The following is an 18,617-nucleotide window of genomic DNA, read 5'->3' as shown; positions in this document are numbered from 1 at the left end:
ACAGCTCCCCTCCCCGTCCACGCGATTGCCGCGCTGTCCCTGCTCGCCGTGTGCCTCGCGAGCGCGCCCGCCGTGGCGCAGAAGCTGCCGGCTGTGGTGGTGACGGGGGCTCCTGCGGCGCCATCGCCCACGGATACCGGTACAGGGCTCTGCATGGCGTCCAACGTGTGGACGCGCCCAGCGGCAGAGTACCCGCAGAGTCAGTCGAACTACACCGAGAACCTGAACATCTACATGGAGGAGAACAGCGCGACGCGCATGACTTCCGTGCTGCGCTCCGCGTTCGACCTGTCAAACAACCTGAACGACGGTCGCGTGCTGAGCTACGGCGACTTCGTCAACGTGGTCTCGGGCTGCAGCCAGGGCGGCTGCCCCTTCCACTACAACGATTCGACCACGCGTTTCGTCTCCCGCTTTCGTGGTTATCTGAACGTCACCGAGGCCATGGTCGGGCGTGTCCTGCACTTCGGCTTCTACGCCGACGACGCCATCAGCCTCGTGCTGTTCGACAAGGCCAAAAGGCGCTACCCCATCGTTATCCGGCCACCGGAACTTGGTGCAGCCACGCGACGGACCACCAACTCCGTCACCTTTACCCAATCCGGGCTCTATCCCATGGAGTTGCTCTACGTGCAGATCGTGGAGCATGCGGCCCTGGAGTTTGTAGTGCTCGACGGCGCGTTCACGGACTACGACCGCCCGGCGAATCAGGTTCCAGTCGTCCCGCTCAACACCGCCGGATTCTCGCTGATACAGCCTGCGCAGCTGTTCCAGACCGAAACCGGCCGACCGTCGTTCCCGGCCAACCTGGATCAGTGCGTTCAATGCAATCGGCTGAACGCGGACGAGCAAGGCAATGGCAGTTGCGGTCCGTCCTACTACTGCAACTCCGCTGCGCTCTGCGCGCCCTGTGACACGAACCTTCTGTGTGGTGACACCTGTTCGCCGTGCGGACCGACTGCGCCCATTTGCGCTCAGGTCAGCGGCCAGTTCGCATGTGTCCAGTGCACCCAGAACAGCGACTGCGCCACCGGCCGCTGTGACACCACGACCAACGTCTGCACCGGCTGTGTCCGCGACACCGACTGCGGCTCCGGCCAGGTCTGCGACGAACCGAACTTCACCTGCGTCCAGTGCACCGCCGACGCGGAGTGCCCCGGCAGCCAGGTCTGTGACCTCACCGCGAACACCTGCGTCGAGTGCAACGAAGACACCCAATGCGACCGTGGCGAGTCGTGCTCCAACCACGTCTGCACGCCCTGCAACACCAACGACTCCTGCGCCGGCAACTCCTGCAACTGCTGCCCCAATGGCACCCAGTGCGCCGCGCCCACCCCTGGCGCCCCGCCGTCCTGCGTCGAGTGCACCACCGACAGCCAGTGCGCCAACGGCCAGACCTGCGACACGCTGAACGGCACCTGCGTCGACTCCGTCCCGGAGTGCAACACCTCCGACCGCTGCGGCCCCGGCTGCTCCAAGTGCCCCGGTGAGCGCCCCTACTGTCTGGACGGCGAGGTCTGCGTCCAGTGCCGCAACGACCTGGAGTGCGGCGACGGCCAGACCTGCGTCAGCGGTGAGTGCAGCTCCTGCACCACCGACAAGCGCTGCGGCCCCCGCTGCGACTCGTGCGGCGAGGACACCCCGTTCTGCCTCTCCGACGGCACCGTGCAGAACAGCGTGTGCGTCGGCTGCGTCAACGACTCCGACTGCGGCAGCGGCACCTGTGACCCCACCACGCGCACCTGCTCCAACACCGGCGCCTGCGCGGTAACGTGCGCGGCAGGGCTCGTGTGCGACGGCTCCGCGTGCGTCGAGTGCTTCGCCGACGCGCACTGCCCCTGCGGCGGCACCTGCGACGTCACCACCAACACCTGCCTCGAGAGCTGCACCGACAGCGGCGACTGCCTGGGCGTCGAGTTCTGCTCCGCCGAGACCCAGCAGTGCGAACGCGGCCGCCGCAAGCCGGGCACCGAGCCTCAAGGCGGCGCCTTCTGCTGTGGCACCACCGCCGAGGACACTCCCACCGGCAGCACCGCCATGCTGGTCACCCTCGCCCTGGGCTTCCTCTTCCTGCGCTCCGCCCGCCGCGTCCGATGAAGCCCTCCCGCACGCCGCTCCTCCCGCTGCTGCTGGCCCTCGCGCTGTCCACCGCCGCCCACGCCGCGCCGGATCCGCGCTTCAACATCCAGGTCTTCCGCCCGTCCGGCGCGCCGCAGGACCTGGTGATGGTCACCCAGTCCCGGCCCCTGTCCCACCTGTCCGTCTCCGCCGGGCCCTACTTCAGCTACTCGCTCAACCCGCTCTCCCTCGTCCCCAAGGACGGAGACCTGGGCTCCATCAGCCTCGTGGGCAACCGGCTCCAGCTGGACGTCATGGCCATGGTGGGCCTCTTCGACTGGGCCGAAGTGGGCGTGGACCTGCCGCTCGTGATGCTGCAGGGCGGCCAGAACCTGGAGGTCATCGGCACCGAAGGACCCGTGGAGAGCTTCGCCCTGGGCGACCTGCGCCTCATGGCCAAGGTGGCCGTCCCCGGCTTCCGCCGCTCCGCGGAAGGCCATGGCTGGGGCGCCGCGCTCACGCTCAACGTCTCCTTCCCCACCGGCGTCCAGGAGGCCTTCGCGGGCGACGGCGAGCTCACCTGGGCGCCGGGCCTGGTGCTCGACTACCGCTTCGAGTCCGGCATCCTCCTCGCCTTCAACGGCGGCTTCTGGAAGCGGCCGGACATCATCTTCAGCGGCACGCAGCTGGGGGACATGGCGCCGTTCGGCCTGGGCACGGAGGTGCCCCTGCTGCGCGGCAGCGGCATCACCGCGCTGGGCATGGTGAACGGCGCGTTCGGCCTCAAGAAGGCGCCCGGCCAGGAGCGGCAGATTCCCGCGGAGCTGCTCATCGGCCTGCGCTGGTACAGCTCGCTGGGCGTCACGTTCACCTTCGGCGGCGGCCTGGGCTGCGGGTGCTCGCTGGCGTCGCCGAACCTGAGCTTCTTCACGTCCATCATCTGGGTGCCCGCCAAGACGCGTGAGTGGGAGGCCATCGAGCGCTTCAAGGAGCCGCCCGAGCCGCCCCCGCCGCCCGTGGACCCCGACAACGACGGCGTCATCGGCGAGCGCGACCGCTGCCCCAACCTCGAGGGCCCGGTGGAGAACGCCGGCTGCCCGGACACCGACGCGGACTCCGACGGCGTGGTGGACCGCATCGACAAGTGCCCGGACGTCCCGCAGGGCAAGCGCGGCCGCGACGGCTGTCCGCTCGCGCGCAAGTCGGGCAACAAGATCGTCATCCTGGAGCAGGTGAACTTCGTCACCGACCAGGACGTCATCCTCTCCGAGTCCCTGCCCGTGCTGGAGGAGGTCGCGCGGGTGATGGAGGAGAACCCGGAGATGGACCGCATCCTCGTCGAGGGTCACACCGACTCGCGTGCCGGCGACCAGTACAACCTGGAGCTGTCCCAGCGCCGCGCCAGAAGCGTGAAGAACTACCTCATCGAGAGCGGCGTCGCCGCGGAGCGCGTGTGCTCGCAGGGCTTCGGGCGCAGCATGCCCAAGTACGACAACGACACGGAGGAAGGCAGGGCCCTCAACCGCCGCGTCGAGTTCACCATCCAGCCGCCGAGCGACGGTCCCCGCCCGCCCTGCCCGGATGACGTGGAGGCCGCGTCCAAGAAGAAGGGCGGCAAGAAGCCCGCGCCCGCGAAGCCCGCCGCGCCTCCCGCGAAGAAGCCGTAGCGGAAGTCCCAGGGTCCGCCGCTCCACCGCGGCGGGCCCGGACTTCGAAACACCGGCCTACTCGACGATGAAGTCCGCGGCGGTGCGGCGGCGGCCGGCCACCACCGACACCACCGCGCGGCCCTGGCCCACGGCCGTCACGCGGCCCTCGGGCGACACCGTCACCACGGCGGTGTTGGAGCTGAACCACTCCAGCGGCACCTTCTCCAGCGCCACGCCGTTGCGGTTGTACGCGCGCGCCTGGACCATCACCGACTGGCCCTTCTTCTTGAAGGTGTACGAGGTGAGGTTCAGCCCCAGGCGGACGAAGTCCGGCGGCACCACCTGCACGGCGATGGCACGGCTCAGGTGCCCCAGCGTCGCGGTGACGGTGGCCACGCCGGCGGTCGCGGCGATGAGCTCGCCGTTCTCCACGCGCGCCACCGCCTCGTTGCTGGAGCGGAAGGTGGGCTCCGCGTCGGGGATGACGTGGCCCGCTTCATTGCGCGCCACCACGCGCAGCTTGATGGTGCGCCCCACCTCCACGAAGTCCGCGCCCGGCGCGCGCACGTCCAGCGACGCGAGGATGGTGAGGTCCAGCGGCAGCGCCGCCTTCGCGCGTCCGCCCTGCACGCCGATGATGGTCTTGCCGGACTTGCGCGCCACCACCGTGCCGTCCTCCTGCACGGAGGCGACGTCCGTCGCGGAGCTGGTCCAGCGCAGGCGCGTGTCCATCATCTTGCGCCCGTCCGCGTCCAGCACCGTGTAGCTGAGCGGCACGTGCTGTCCCTGCGTGCGCAGGTAGCGCTGCTCGGGCGGCTCCAGCGTGATGGTCGTGGGCGACGGTCCACAGGCACCGAGGACGCCCAGCGCGAGGAAACCCAACAGGGAAAGGGACGGTGGACGTGACGTCTTCACGAAGGCAGGCACGGGGCTTTCAGGGAGCGGGGAAGTCTACCGGCTGAGCACTCGACGGGCGGGAAAACCGCGCACGCCCGCGCCGAAGTCCGTGCGCCTGCACGCCTGCTGACGACTTCCGGCCATTTTCAGCGGCGCGGGGTCCGGGCCTCCATCGTCCCCAGCACCTGCGCGGCCAGGGCCTCCCCCTCCCGCCAGCCCGCCACCCGGGCGCGCTCCCTCGCCTGCTCCAGCCGCTCGCGGGCCTCCGGCACCCGTCCGCCCGCCACCAGCAGGCGCCCGGCGTTGAAGTGGATGCGCGCCACCTCCTGCGCGTCACCGCCCTGCTCGGCCAGGGTCAGCGCGCGCTCCAGGTCCGCCAGCGCCTGGGCCGGCTCGCCCGCGAGGACCCGCAGGCCCGCGAGCTGCGACAGCGCCCGCGCCTGGCCCACCGCGCTGCCCACGGACCGCGCCTGCTCCGCCGCGCGCGTGAAGGCCACCCGCGCCCGGTCCAGTTGCCCCAGCCGCTGCTGCAGCCGCCCCAGCAGGACGTAGTGCTCCCAGAAGAAGTCCGCCGCGTGCGCGGTCCGGTTGCCCATGCGCTGGAAGGCCCTCGCCAGCAGCTCCACCGCCGCCGTCGTCTCGCCCTTGGCCTCGCGAACCCGCGCGAGCTCGCCCAGCACCCGGGCCTCGACCTCCGGATCCGCGCCCGCCGGCCCCTGCACCATGGAGAGGCGCACCTCCGCGTCCTCCACGCGCCCCAGCTTCAGCTCCGCGACGGCCAGCCGCCGCGCGGCCTCCGCCCACCTGCCCGGCGTCTGCATCACCGGCACGCGGTCCAGCCACGGCGTCACCAGCGCGTCCACGGCCGCGGGGTCCGTCTGCGTGAGGCACCCCGCCGCGCGCGCGAGCACGTCCAACTGCCAGCGCACCACCGTCGCCGTCGCGCCGGGCGTGCGGCCCAGGGCCCAGCGGTAGAAGTCCACCGCCGCGCGCCACTCGCCGCGCGCCGCGAACCAGTCTCCCGCGCGCTCGCACGCGGCAGGAGCGCCGGGGGCCTCCGCGCCCAGCAGGTGATCCGCCACCCGCACCTCACGGGCAGGCTCCTGCGTGAACGCCTCCTGCTCCAGCGTCTCCGCCAGCTCCTGGTGCGCGCTCCGCAGCTGCGAGGGCGACAGGCGCTCGCGCAGCACCTGCCGGGCCTCCTCGCGCGTGAAGCGGAAGATGCCGGGCTGCTGGGGCACGGGCACCACCCACTCCGTGTCGTCCAGCACCTCCGCGCCGTCCGAGGCGCTCAGCGACGCGCGCACCAGCTCCGCGGAGAAGAGCGAGCCCTCCACCGCGGCCCGCTGGAGGAAGCGCAGCGACGCGGCGGGCAGCAGCTCCAACCGCGCGCCCAGCGCCTGGCCCAGGCCCTGGGGCAGCAGCGCGGCCGTCAGCGGGCCATTGGCCTGGAAGCCGTTCTCCGTGCGCTGCAACACACCCACCGCGACGAGCAGCCGCACCAGCGCCAGCGCATGCGCGGGATTGCCGCGCACGCGGTCCGCCACCGCCCGCTCCAGCGACGGCGACAGGGCCATGCCCAGGCTCGCGGTGAGCAGCGCGTTCAGCTCCGACGGCGACAGTCCCTCCAGCACCGTCACCGGCAGGGACGCGAGGGCCGTGGGCACCGCGTCCACGTCGCCCGTGGCCACCAGCGCCACGCCTGTGTCCTTCGCCGCGAGCACGCCCGCGAGCAGCTCGAGCGAAGGGGCGTCCACGCGGTGCACGTCGTCCACCAGCAGCAGCAGGCCGGAGGGCTTCGCCACGCGCTGGAGCGCGTCCACCAGCGCCCCGTCTCCCGCCGGCAGGTGTCCGCCCACCGGAGCGCCCCGCGCGAGCCTCCGCCAGAGCGCAGCGGCCTCTGGTTCGGAGAAGCCCAGGCCCGACAGCGGCGGCAGCGATGCCTCCGCGCCCGCGGCGGCCCGCGACAGCGCGGTGAACACCGTACGCCACAGCCCCAGTGCTCCAGCGGAGCGGGGGTCTCCGCCCCATGCGTAGACCACGCGCGGAGACGTGCCCGTGGCCAGCTCCGCCACCGCCTCCAGGAAACGGCTGCGCCCCACGCCCGTGGGCCCCACGAAGAGCCGCGCGCCGCCCTCGCCCTTGCGTGCGGAGTCCACCACCGCCCGGGCCTGGGCCAGCGCCTCGTCGCGCCCCACCAGGGTGTCCACGCGGGCCGTGGAGGCACCGGACTCCACGCGCCACGCCGTGCCGCCGGGCAGCTCGCGCGCCACGCCGATGCGCACCCCACCCGCCTCCACCAGCAGCGCCTTCACGGAGGCGCCCACGAGCAGTTCGCCCGGGGCCGCCGCGTCCGCCAGCGCCTGCGTCCGCTCCAGCCCCAGGCCAGACAGGCGGGATGCCCCGCCTTCCGTGTTCACGCGCACGCCGCTGGGGTCCAGGCCTGATGGCCGGGATGCCCCTGCCTCCGCGCCCGCGCGCATTCCGCCGGACTCCATGCTGGACAGCCGGGATGCCCCGCCCTCCGCACCCGCGCGCAGGCCGTCGGACTCCAGGCCGAATGGCCTTGGCGATCCAGCCTCCGCGCTCACGCGCACCACGCCGGACTCCAGGCCGCGCCGTAGTCCCGGCACGGCGCTCCCCAGGTCCTCCGCGCACTTCAGGGCCCGTGTCGCATCGTCGGGGCGTGCCTGTGGCAGGCCGAAAGACAGACACCAGTGCGTGTCCGACAGCGACAGCGCCTCCACATGGTGGCGCACCGCGGCCTGCGCCACCGCCTCTCGCAGCCGGGCCGCGTGGGCCGGCTCGCCCACGACCACCAGCAGCGTGAGCCGGCGCATCTGCGCCTGCGCGTCCATCGCGCGGATCTTCACCGTGGGGCCCGGGGCCTCGTCTCCCAGGGCCGGAGGTGCGTCGTCGTCCTCGGAGTCCAGCGGCGCTTCGGCCAGGGCGGAGGCCAGCGGCGCGGGCACCTCCATCGTTGGATCCGTGGGCGGCTCGTGCACGGCGCCGTCGTCGCGTTGGGCGGCGGGCGCCTTGGCCGTCGGCGCGTCGGGGATGTCCTCGTCGCCCAGGTGCACGGGCGGCTCGCGCAGCACGGGCATCATCGGCAGCTTCGGCGCGCGGCCCCCGGACGCGGGCGTGAGCGAGTTGCCACACGCGGGGCAGAAGCGGTTGGTCGCGCTGGTCGACTGGCCACAGCGCGGGCACGACACGCTGGAGGGCTCGCGGGCCTGCGGCAGCCCGGGCTCTCCGCTGGCCGCGTCGCGCAGCCTCGCGAGCACCGTCTCACCGACCAGCCGCGTGACCACCGCGGAGACGCTCTCCCCCGGCGCCTCTGGCACCTCATCCAGATAGGACTGGAGCGCGCGCGCCACGTCCGCGCACCGGGCGAAGCGCTGACCGGGCGCGCGGTGGAGCATGCGCAGGATGATCTGCTCCAACAGCGGCGACAGCCCCTCCACGAACTGCGAGGGCCGGGGCACCGCCGCCAGCGCGATGCGCCGCATGGCCTCCGCCGGGTTGTCCGTGTCGATGAACGGCCGGCGCGTGCACAGCTCCCACAGCACCACGCCCAGCGCGAACTGGTCGCTGGTGCCGGAGACGGGCTCGTTGCGCACCTGCTCCGGCGACATGTAGCGCAGCTTGCCCTTGAGCACGCCCGTGCGCGTGCGGCTGGCGCGGATGGTCGCCTTGGCCACGCCGAAGTCCACCACCTTCGTCAGGCCGTCCAGGCGCACCATGATGTTCTGCGGGCTGATGTCCCGGTGCACCAGCTCCAGCGGCGCGCCCTGGCTGTCGCGCGCGTGGTGCGCGTGGTCCAGCCCCAGCGCCGCGTCGCGGATCATCTGCGCGCAGACGCGGTGGGGCAGCGGCGTGCCGGCCCTCGCCGCCGCCTTCGCCAGGCGGCCCAGGTTCTCGCCCTCGATGTACTCCATGGCGATGTAGAACGTGCCCTGCCACGCGCCGACCTCGTACAGCGACACGACGTTCGGGTGGTTCAGGTGCGCCGCGACGCGGGCCTCGTCGAGGAACATCTCCACCGAGCCCTCGTGCTCCAGCAGGTCCGGCAGCAGGCTCTTGAGGATGACGGGGCGCTCGAAGCCGCTCACGCCCACCTGGCGCGCCAGGAAGATCTCCCCCATGCCCCCCACGGCCACGCGGCGCAGCACCGCGTACCTGCCGAAGATGAGGGAAGACGGGGAAGCACCGGACACCATCGCCCTTGCACCGTACCCAGCGATCCCCATCCCCCGCCAGTCCCCGGCGCGCCGCTTTCCCAATGGGAGTCATTCGCCGCTGTCGCTGGCGTGTGGGGTCCTGGCGCACCGGGCGTGACGGCCGGGGTCGGGGCGCGGGTCAGACGTACCAGGTCAGCCGCCCCGCCTGCTCGGAGGACCCGGGCGCGAGGGTCAGCGGCGACACATACAGCCCGCGCCGCTCGCGCTTCCACCAGGCCCCGGTGTGCCGGCGCTCCTCCGGGGACGTCATCCGGTAGTCGTGGAGCACCGCCCGTACCATCCGGGGCGGACGGTCCGGGAAGGGGTTGGACGCGAACAGTCCCAGCACCTCCGGCGAGCCCTCCAGCAGCCGCTCCAGCAGGGCCAGGAACCACGAGGGCGGCGACCCCAGCGCGGCGAACCACATCTGCCAGTCCAGCCGGGGCTGATGCGGGGCCACCTGGCGCGGCGGCCGGTCCAGCGCGGACGTTTTGTAACGGAACGGGTACTCCACCCAGTGCACGCCGTCGTCCGAGCCCTCCACGGTGATCTCCGGCCGGTCCACCGTCATCACCGCGAACAGCCCGTAGGCGTTCACCGAGTGCAGCGGCAGCATCCGGTCCTCCAGCCAGTCCACCGCTCGCACCAGCCGCTCCGGACCGCGAGGCCACCACCCCATGCGGCGCAGCAGCTCCACCGTGCCCATCGTGAGCACCGGGACCGCCGTGGCCGCGGACAGCGCCGTGTCCAGCACCGACGGCCGCCGCGCCGGCTCCGCGTCACGCCACAGCCCCGCTGGCAGCACGCGCCGCATCGCCCCGTCGTCCAGCAGCCACAGCCCCAGCGCCAGCGACTGCACGTTGAAGAAGCCGTAGTTGCCCGTGGCCATGATGGCGGCCTGCAACGCGGAGAAGATCCCGAACGCCGCCTGCCGCACGCGCCTGGGACCGAAGGCGAGGAAGGGCACCGCCGTCTCCGCCGCCAGCACCGCCGCCGTGCCCGCGTGGCGCACGGAGCGCGGCAACTGGTGCGCGGCCCAGCCTCCGCGCGTGGGCAGCGGCGCGGTCTCGAAGTACACGTCGCACGCGCTCAGCTCGCGCCACGTCCGGTCCCCCGAGTGGAACTTGCTCACGCCCGACCCGAAGTAGAGGCGGAACACGAGCATCCGGAAGAGGAACACCTCCAGCGCGGACACGTCCCGCTTCCCCAGCCCGGGCCGCACGCCGCCTGGCGCGGTGAGCGCGCCCAACAGCCCCATCTCCAGCAGCAGCACGTCCCACTGGAACGACAGGAACTCGCGCCCCAGCGACACATAGGACAGGTACAGGCCCCACAGCGCGCCCGTGCTCAGGCGCGGGGCCACGTTGAAGAGCAGCGCCAGCGACAGCGCCTGCCCCACGCGGCAGCCGCGCACCAGCGCCGCGTCGGAGGCGTCCTGCCAGAACACGGAGGGACGGCGCCACCGGCCCTGCGCGGCCCAGCGCTCGGACTGCGCCAGGTCGCGGATGGGACGGATGCCCTTCTCTCCGTAGAGCCCCAGCACCTGCTTCCCCAGCGACGTGAACGCGATGAGGAACGTGCCGCCCAAAAGCCGCATGAAGGCCCAGCGCACCAGCCGGTGCTCCGCGGGCTCCGTCACGCGGCTGAACAACCACGTGTCCCAACGCGACGCACGCCGGCGGTTGTGCGCGATGACCGAGTACACCGCGCCCGCCACCTGCCGCACGCCGGGCAGCAGCCCCAGGCGCGCGGCCGCGCGCGTGCTCCAGCGGGGCGACCAGGCGAGCATGCGGAAGACGGCCTCCGCGCCCGACGAGCGGCGCCCCGATGGCTCCACGAGCTGCATCGCCCGCAGCATGTCCTTCTTCGGAACGCCCAGCAGCGCACGCAGCCAGCCCGTCCCAGGGGCGAAGCGCACGCGGCCTCCGGTGTCCTGGCGCCAGCGCGCCACCCAGCGCTTGCAGAAGCCGCAGTCCCCATCGAACAGCACGAGCGGTCTCGGCCCGCCGGTCATCGCGCGCATCAGGTCTCTCCTTCGTCCCGACGACAAAGGTGCGCGCGGTGGGCGGGATGCGAAGGGGACAAAGGGGGCCGCTGGTGGGGCAGGCGGGCAGCGGAGCGTGCCCCCTTGGATTCCGGTACAGGTGCCTAGCTTTGTCCGCATGAGCGAGCCCAAGGCGCAGGCGAAGAAGACGGTGGAGATCGTCCCCGGCGTGCACCACTGGACCGTCTCCGACGACCGGGTCGGCGGCGGCCGGAGCGACGCCTACGCGGTGGTGGACGAGGACGGCACCGTCACCCTCATCGACCCGCTGCCCATCGATGAGAAGGTCCTGCGCAAGCTGGGCGACATCGACGCCATCGTGCTCACCGCGGGCAACCACCAGCGCTCCGCGTGGCGCCTGCGCAAGGCGTTCGGCGTGCCCGTCTGGGCACCCGAGGGCGCGCAGGGCCTGGAGGAGAAGCCGGACTTCGAATACGTGAACGGCACCACGCTGCCGGGCGGCCTCAACACCTTCCAGACGCCAGGGCCCACGGAGGCCATGTACACGCTCTGGCTCCAGAAGAGCCCGCACGCGGTCGTGTTCATCTCCGACCTGCTGACCCATGAAGGCCGGGGCGCGCCGTCGTTCGTCCCCGGCGAGTACCAGGACGAACCGCTGCGCACGCGCACCAGCATCCAGCGCATCCTGGACCACCTGCCCATCCAGACCGTCTGCTTCGCGCACGGCGCGCCCATCCTCACGGACGGCGCCAGCGCCCTGCGCAAGGCGCTGGAACAGGACGACGAGTTCCCGCACGCGTCCGCGCCCTGAGCGGCTGCTTCAGCCCGGGGGCAGCTCGCGCACCAGCACGTGGCCGTCGTCCTGTCCCGGTGGCACCAGCTCCAGCCGGGCCCCCGCCTCCGCGCGGTCCAGCAGCGCGCCCAGCGACAGCAGGTCGGTGACGGGGATGCGCGTGGCGGAGGAAGGCGCTCCCTCTTCCCGGCACATCGCCCGGGCCACGCGGGCCTCGTCGGAGAGGTCCGTCTCGTAGACGAAGGTGCGCTCGTCGTAGTCGTGTCCGCCGGGGACACGCCCCACCAGCCGCATGGGCCCCAGCCGCGAGTGCACGCGCACGGCGGGGTTGTCCCACTGGGTGACGCCGCGCAGCCGCTTCGCGCGCACCATGCCCAGCGTGAGCAGCTTCACCCACGCGGACGCGCCCCGCCCCGGCAGGAAGCTGAACAGCGACACGCCCACGAACAGCCCCGGCGTCAGCGACGGCGCCACGTAGCAGGCCGCGCCGATGGCCAGCTCCTCGTCCGCCAGCAACAGCCGCTCACGCGCATGCGCCTTCAACAGCCGCGCGGGACAGCGCAAGAGCCCGATGGCGCCGGGCAGCAGGTACAGGTCCGACAGCACCCAACGCGGCACGCCGATGCCGCCGAACGCGAGCTGGTTGAGCGTGAGGTACTGCCGCGCCAGCTCCGCGTTGTGCTCCGCCAGGAGGTGCGTCACCGGGACGCCGTGCGGCGCCAGGTCCAGCGACGGGACGTGCACGCCGGAGCCCAGCGCCTGCAAGGACAGCTCCGGGGTGGCGGCGAAGAAGGCCTGGGCCAGCGGCGCGAGCTCACCCGCCATCGGCTTCGAGGTCCTTCGCCACGACGTCCAGCCGGTACTCCGGCGGAAGCGAGACGCGCGAGGCATCCACCGACGCACGCGACACGAGGCAGCGCGACGAACCGCCGCCCTTCTCCGTCAGCTCCGGCATGGGCATGGACACCACGCGCATGCCCAGCCGCTCGAACGTCTCCACGATGTGCGGGGGCATCACCGTGGGCGCGAGCAGGTCCCTGCCCAGCGGCAGCCCGTTCGTCGCATAGCGGCGGATGTCCGCCTCCGTCACCCGCACCAGCCGGTTCGCGCCGAAGCGCTGCTCCAGCAGCGCCACCGACTCCGGCGCCATCACGTCCGGACACACCACCAGCCGGTCCACCGCCGGCAGCGGCAGCACCGCCATGTTCCCGTGGAACGCGGGCTCGCGCACCTGCACGCGCAGCACCTCGCCGGGGAAGGACTGCTGCGCCGCCTCCAGCCCGTCCAGCGTCGTGCGCCCGCCCCAGAACAGCAGCGTCACGCCGTCGAAGGTCGCCACGTCGCCGTGCGCCTCCCAGATGCCCACGCCGGGGTCCACCACCTCCAGGCCCAGGCGCTTCGCCAGCGGCGTCCAGTGGTCGCGCTCCGCGAACCGGTGCGCGCTCATCATCCGGGGCAGGAGGAACAGCGGGGCCTGGCCCTCGCGCGCCACCACCTGGCCGCACTCGGCCGCGTAGGGCATGCCCGTCAGCGCGTCCGACGGCGAGGGCAGCGCCACCACCGTGCCGCCCCGGGCTTCGATGTGCCGGGCCAGCGTCAGCCACTCACGCCGCGCGCCGCGCGCGTCCGCCGGAGCGGCCTCCCGGCTGCGGAAGTTCGAGCGGCCTCGCAGCGCCCAGCCCCGGCCCGGGGGCGACATCAGGAAGAGGTCCATCATCCCTCGCTTCTAGCCACCGTTCCGGAGCCTCACAACGCATCCGTCTTCAGCCCTGAGAAAACAGTCTGGCAAATTGCAACGCCTGCCCGGCCCCTCTCAATTCCCCTCGAAAGGGGGTTGCCTCACCGCCCCGCGCGCGTGGCATTCTCAGCCCCTTTTTGAGCACAAACGGGGTTGGGGATTCATGCACTTCGAGCTGGCCTTCGTGCTGCTCTTCTCCATCGCGACGGCGGTGGCGATCGCGGCGCGCTACTTCAAGTTTCCGTACACGGTGGCGTTGGTGTTGGCGGGCCTGGGCCTGGGCATCGTGCAGGCCTTCGAGCCGCCGCACCTGACGAAGGAGCTGCTGTTCGCGGTCATCCTGCCGGGCCTGCTGTTCGAGGCGGCGTTCCACGTGGACTTCCGCAAGTTCATGAAGAACAAGCTGGCCATCACCTCCATGGCCATTCCAGGCGTGGTGGCGTCCATGGCGCTGACGGCGCTGTTCCTGTCGCCGGCCATGCGCGGGATGAACCTGCTGGAGGGCTTCGGCCTCATCCACGCGATGGTGTTCGCGTCGCTCATCGTGTCCACGGACCCCATCGCGGTGGTGGGCCTGTTCAAGGCGCTGGGCGCGCCCAAGCGGCTGGCCATCCTGGTGGAGGGTGAGAGCCTGCTCAACGACGGCACCTCCGTGGTGCTCTTCACGCTGGTGGTGAGCGTGGCGGCGGGCCAGGAGTTCACCGTGGGCGGCGCCGTGATGGACTTCATCAAGGTCGCCGGCATGGGCGCCGTCATCGGCGCGGCGGTGGGCTTCGCGGTGGGCAAGGTCATCCTGCGCGTGGAGGACGCCATGGTGGAGATCACCTGCACCGTCATCGCCGCGTACGGGTCCTTCGTGGTGGCGGAGCACTTCCACTACTCGGGCGTCATCGCCACGGTGGTGGCCGGCATGGTGTGCGGCAACTGGGCGGCCCAGGAGGGCATGGGCCCGTCGGTGCGCATCGCGGTGGAGAGCTTCTGGGAGTACCTGGCGTTCGCGCTCAACTCGGTGGTGTTCCTGCTCATCGGCCTGGAGGTGCAGCTGTCGTCGCTGCTGGCGTCGTGGCTGCCCATCCTGCTGGCGTACGCGGCGGTGGTGCTGGGCCGCGCGGTGGTCGTCTACGGCGTGTCCGGCCTCCTGCGCTTCACGTCGGAGAAGCTGCCGTGGAAGTGGAGCGCGGTGCTCACCTGGAGCGGCCTGCGCGGCGCGGTGTCCATGGTGCTGGTGCTGGGCCTTCCGGACGACTTCGCCCACCGCGAGCTGCTGGTGAACATGACGTTCGGCGTGGTGGTGCTGTCCATCATCTTCCAGGGGCTCACCATGGCGCCGGTGCTCAAGGCGCTGGGCATCACCGGCCTCAAGGACGTCTACCAGGAGCAGTACGAGCTGGCCCGGGGCAAGCTGGGCGCCATCCACGCGGCGCTCGCGTCGCTGGAGGCCATGCGCCGCGGCCGCGAGATTCCGGTGGACGTGCTGGAGCCCCTGGAGCGCGACTACCAGCAGAAGGCGCAGGAGGTGGAGCAGCAGCTCACCACGCTCAAGCAGCAGTCCAACCGCTTCAACGACGAGGAGAAGCAGGAGGCCATCCGCCGCATCCTCGTCGTGGAGAAGGACGCCCTCTTCAGCGCCTACCAGCAGGGCACGCTCAACAAGGAGGTGTTCGAGCACCTCACCGCGGAGCTGGACGAGCGCATCGCCAAGGCGAAGGACGCGGAGTCCCACTTCCCGGAGGAGGACGCCAGCGCCCCTCCTCCGCAAGCCCTGGCCTCCTGAGCGGTCCCAGGGCCCCAGCGACCCATCCGGGCCCCTCGCCTCGTATGAAGAGGTGAGGGCCCGGGAGCGTCGCGCGGGCGCCCGCGGCCGGTACGTCAGGAGATGTGACACATGCGGTGGACCCGGGGTTCGTGGCTGGCACTCTGCCTCGTCGTGGCGGGCTGTGAGCCCATCGAGTTCAGCGCGGGGCAGCGCCCGGCCCTCTCGCGCATCGTCCCCGAGCCGCCGGGCGCCGCGTGCGCCCACGGTGGCCAGGCCGTGCAGACCGGGGTGGACCAGGACGGGGACGGCACGCTGGAGCCCCACGAGGTCACCGGCACCGACTACCTCTGCGACAAGGCCCCCGGTGACGTGCCCGTGCTGGTGCGGACCGAGGTGCTCCCCCCGGGCGACGCGTGCCCGGACGGCGGGCAGCTGACGCGGGCGGGAATCGACCTGGACGGCGACGGCGTGCTGGAGGACGCGGAGGTCACCCGTCAGGTCCACGCCTGCACCGTCCGCGCGCCCGTGCGCACGCGCCTGCGCCCCATCGGCTCGGTCTTCTCGTGCTCCAGCAACGGGAGCCTGCTGGAGGCGGGAGAGGACACGGACGGCGACGGCGCGCTTGACGACGCGGAGGTCCAGGCGGCCCACGTCTTCTGCATGGCGGACAGCAGCCAGGTCCGGCACGCCATCCAACCCGAGCCCGCCGGAGGCCTGTGCGGACGCGCCGGCACGCGGGTGGACGCCTACGTGGACCTGGACGGCGACGGCCAGCTCACCCCGGGAGGGCAGGAGCGCCGGGTGACGCTCACCGTCTGCCAGCCCGCGCGCGTCCATGACGGCGACTACCGGGTGAGCGGCCCGGAGGACCTCGCCGCCCTGCGGGGTGTCACCCGCGTGGACGGGGACCTCCAGGTCACCACCGACGCCCTGGGCACGGTGCACCTGCCGGAGCTGTCCGCCGTCATGGGCACGCTGCGCATCGTCAGCAACCTCCAGTTGACCGACGTCCAGCTCCCCGCCCTGCGCTTCGCCCGGAACATCGAGCTGAGCTACAACTCGGCGCTGGAGACCGCCTCCATCGGAGCCGCCACCGGGTTCCCCGTCCTGGTGGATGAGGAGGTGCGCATCCAGGATGATCCGCTGCTCGCCTCGCTCGACGGGCTGAGCATGCTGGCACCGCGCAAGGGGCTGTCGGTGGGGAACGTCCCGCGCGTGGAGACCCTGTCCTTCCCGCACGTCACCGCGCTCTCCCACAGCTTCTCCGTCATGGAGGCCACCGCGCTGAAGTCCCTGTCCCTCCCCGGCCTCCGGAGCGCCGGCTACGTCGCGCTGAGCACCAACGAGGCGCTGACCTCGCTCGAGGGCCTCTCGGAGCTGCAGGCCGCCAATGAGGTCTCACTCACCCGGCTCCCCGCGCTGGACTCGCTGACCGGACTGAAGCGCCTCCAGTCCGTCCAGGTCCTGATGGTGGAGCAGATGCCCGGGCTCAAGACCGTGACGTTCTCCCAGCCTCTGCGCGTGGACCACCTGGAGCTGCGGGACAACCCCGCGCTGGAGCAGGTGGGCCCCTTCCCGCCCGCGTTCCGGGTGACCACGTCACTGCGGCTCAGCGGCAATGCCCTGCTGCACGCGCTGACGCCGCTGCCCAACCTCGTCACGCTCGACGTGCTGGAGGTGTCCCGCAACCCCGTGCTCACCGACCTGGGCGCGCTGGGAGCGCTGGTGCGGGTGGGCCAGCTGGACGTCCTCCAGAACGGCCAGCTCCAGGACCTGTCCGCCTTGAGCGGGCTGCGCGAGCTCACGGGCCTGGCCGTCCAGGACAACCCGTCCCTCCAGGCGCTGGGCCTGGACGGACTCACGTCGGTGGCGGGAGGGTTCGTCGTGCGCGACAACCCCCTCCTGCCCTCGTGCCTGGCGAGGCAGCTGGCGGACCGCGCCCATGAGGGGCCCCAGGCGGAGCGCCTCATCAGCGGCAACGACGACGCGGCCACCTGCGCCGCGCCCTGAAGCTCCGGCGGCCCGTCAGCTCGCGCCGCCCTCCACGCGCGACTGGAGCACCGCGCCCAGCACGTCCGCGGTGTCCTCGCGCAGCCGGGACAGGTGCGTGTAGAGCACGTCCTCCACCTGGGCCACCGCCTCCTTCGGCGCGCCCGCCTCGCGCAGCCCCGCCAGCACCGCGTAGGCCGCCACCGCCAGCGGCCCCACGTAGCCGCGCGACTCCTCCCAGAACTCCTCGAAGCACGGCACCGCTTCCCCCGCCACCACGCGCGCCAGGCGCCCCAGGCACGCCTCCCAGTAGGCGCGGTGCGCGTCCCGGGCCGCGTCGTCCGCGAACGCCCCCTGGCGCAGTTCCAGCCGCGTGCCGCCTTCCCCCGCTCCAGTCGCATGGAAGGTCAGCTCCGCGCGCGTGCGCCCCGCCGGCACCGGCCCGCCCTCCCAGTCCATCTCCAGCGCCAGGAACCGGCCCTGCTCCACCTCCACGATGCAGCCCACCTGCGCGAACGCGCGGCCCGCCGCGTCCCGCAAGCCCACGCGGTAGGGCTGGCCCAGCGCGCCCGGGTCCGGCGCGTGCGTGCGGTGGCAGCCCGGCGGCGCGCCGAACCAGCGGCGGATGAGCGCGGGCTGCGCGAAGGCGGGGAACACCGCGTCCGGCGGCGCGGGCAGCTTCCACTCCAGCTTGAGCTCGCTCACGCCCGGGCCCCCGAGCGCGTGCGCACCTCGAAGCGCGGCACGTTCGCCAGCACTTCCTCCGGCGCGCGGTACTGCTCCACCACCAGGCTGATCCGCGAGTCCTCCAGGGACTGTCCGCCGGAGGTGATGGGCTCCACCTCGTGCAGCAGGTCCCCGCGGAACATCACCAGCGCGTTCTGCTGGGGCTTGAGCTCCGCCACCGGACCGCCCCGGTGATACAGCCGCAGCGCCCCGCCCTGGAGTTCCTTCGGAACCTGGACATAGAGCACGCTCACCGCCACCGGGCAGCCGATACTCGGGCCGTAGAACTCAAGACTCCGGTCGATGTGCGCCGCCACGTTCCGGCCCTGCCCCACCAGCAGCGGGTTGAGCAGGAAGGCGTTGCACTCCGGCAGGAGCGTCTTCGCCAGGTACGGCGCGAACGCCGGAAAGCGCCGGGTGACGTCCGGCAGCGCCTCCCGGCGGAACGTCAGCGAGAAGCCGTACGTGCCGGAGAACTGCCCGGACAGGTTCGACTCGCCCAGCAGCGACGAGCCCAGGATGGCCGAGCGGATGGAGGCCGTCGTCTCCTCGGGGAGGGCGTCCGGGGTGCGGTGGAAGAAGGTGTCGAGCCGGAAGGCTCCACCCCACGGTGGCTGGAAGCGCATGGCCCCGCAGTCTACCCACCCACGCCGCGCTGCCCCATCCCCCGTCCCCACTCGGGACACGGCCCCCCTGGGAGCCCCTTCCCAACACGACGCGTCAAAACCTGACAACACGGCGCGTCACGCCAAACATCAATTTCGCTTATTTATCATTTATCACGGC

12 protein-coding genes are annotated in these 18,617 nt (G+C 72.1%); 5 read left to right on the top strand and 7 right to left on the bottom strand.

Annotated elements, in window-relative coordinates; all coding sequences use genetic code 11:
- The first annotated feature begins 39 nt into the window (after window positions 1-39).
- A complete protein-coding gene (traA, locus tag JYK02_RS24900; RefSeq protein ID WP_277991437.1) occupies window positions 40-2,097 on the top strand; it encodes an outer membrane exchange protein TraA in 2,058 nt (685 codons plus the stop codon).
- On the top strand, window positions 2,094-3,725 hold the full coding sequence (gene traB / locus JYK02_RS24895; protein ID WP_207054561.1) for an outer membrane exchange protein TraB: 1,632 nt from the start codon (window positions 2,094-2,096) through the stop codon (window positions 3,723-3,725). The genes traA and traB overlap by 4 nt, the downstream gene beginning before the upstream one ends.
- Before the next feature lie 57 nt (window positions 3,726-3,782).
- Here traB and JYK02_RS24890 read toward each other — a convergent pair whose 3' ends face one another.
- The 3 genes from JYK02_RS24890 to JYK02_RS24880 all read right to left on the bottom strand — a co-directional run bounded on the left by JYK02_RS24890 (window position 3,783) and on the right by JYK02_RS24880 (window position 10,847).
- Window positions 3,783-4,634, bottom strand: coding sequence for an Ig-like domain-containing protein (locus tag JYK02_RS24890; RefSeq protein ID WP_347402568.1), 852 nt, complete (start codon window positions 4,632-4,634; stop codon window positions 3,783-3,785).
- A gap of 116 nt (window positions 4,635-4,750) precedes the next feature.
- The gene (locus JYK02_RS24885) at window positions 4,751-8,854 is read right to left on the bottom strand and encodes a protein kinase domain-containing protein (RefSeq protein WP_277991405.1); all 4,104 of its coding nucleotides are present in this window, start codon (window positions 8,852-8,854) and stop codon (window positions 4,751-4,753) included.
- A gap of 109 nt (window positions 8,855-8,963) precedes the next feature.
- Window positions 8,964-10,847, bottom strand: coding sequence for a lipase maturation factor family protein (locus JYK02_RS24880; protein WP_207054559.1), 1,884 nt, complete (start codon window positions 10,845-10,847; stop codon window positions 8,964-8,966).
- 139 nt (window positions 10,848-10,986) lie between these two features.
- On the opposite strand from JYK02_RS24880, the gene JYK02_RS24875 reads away from it, so the two are divergent.
- Window positions 10,987-11,640 (top strand): MBL fold metallo-hydrolase, encoded by a 654-nt coding sequence (locus tag JYK02_RS24875; protein WP_242588879.1) that lies wholly within the window; start codon window positions 10,987-10,989, stop codon window positions 11,638-11,640.
- 9 nt (window positions 11,641-11,649) lie between these two features.
- Here JYK02_RS24875 and JYK02_RS24870 read toward each other — a convergent pair whose 3' ends face one another.
- Both JYK02_RS24870 and JYK02_RS24865 read right to left on the bottom strand, forming a co-directional pair.
- Window positions 11,650-12,447, bottom strand: coding sequence for a hypothetical protein (locus JYK02_RS24870; protein ID WP_207054557.1), 798 nt, complete (start codon window positions 12,445-12,447; stop codon window positions 11,650-11,652).
- Window positions 12,437-13,339, bottom strand: a complete 903-nt coding sequence (locus tag JYK02_RS24865; protein WP_242588878.1) for a dimethylarginine dimethylaminohydrolase family protein — start codon at window positions 13,337-13,339, stop codon at window positions 12,437-12,439. The genes JYK02_RS24870 and JYK02_RS24865 overlap by 11 nt, the downstream gene beginning before the upstream one ends.
- Window positions 13,340-13,523: 184 nt before the next feature.
- On the opposite strand from JYK02_RS24865, the gene JYK02_RS24860 reads away from it, so the two are divergent.
- Together JYK02_RS24860 and JYK02_RS24855 are read left to right on the top strand one after the other, a co-directional pair.
- A complete protein-coding gene (locus tag JYK02_RS24860) occupies window positions 13,524-15,134 on the top strand; it encodes a cation:proton antiporter (RefSeq protein WP_207054556.1) in 1,611 nt (536 codons plus the stop codon).
- Between the two features lie 111 nt (window positions 15,135-15,245).
- Window positions 15,246-17,126 (top strand): leucine-rich repeat domain-containing protein, encoded by a 1,881-nt coding sequence (locus tag JYK02_RS24855; protein ID WP_207054555.1) that lies wholly within the window; start codon window positions 15,246-15,248, stop codon window positions 17,124-17,126.
- Between the two features lie 15 nt (window positions 17,127-17,141).
- Here JYK02_RS24855 and JYK02_RS24850 read toward each other — a convergent pair whose 3' ends face one another.
- On the bottom strand, window positions 17,142-17,810 hold the full coding sequence (locus tag JYK02_RS24850) for an SRPBCC domain-containing protein (RefSeq protein ID WP_207054554.1): 669 nt from the start codon (window positions 17,808-17,810) through the stop codon (window positions 17,142-17,144).
- Window positions 17,807-18,457 (bottom strand): 2OG-Fe(II) oxygenase, encoded by a 651-nt coding sequence (locus tag JYK02_RS24845; protein ID WP_207054553.1) that lies wholly within the window; start codon window positions 18,455-18,457, stop codon window positions 17,807-17,809. Before JYK02_RS24845 ends, JYK02_RS24850 begins: the two co-directional genes overlap by 4 nt.
- Between the last annotated feature and the right edge of the window lie 160 nt (window positions 18,458-18,617).

The sequence above is a fragment of the Corallococcus macrosporus genome (assembly GCF_017302985.1).
GTDB classification, from domain to species: domain Bacteria; phylum Myxococcota; class Myxococcia; order Myxococcales; family Myxococcaceae; genus Corallococcus; species Corallococcus macrosporus_A.
The sequence above is the reverse complement of the archived record's forward strand: the minus strand, read 5'-3'. Positions and strand labels throughout refer to the sequence as shown.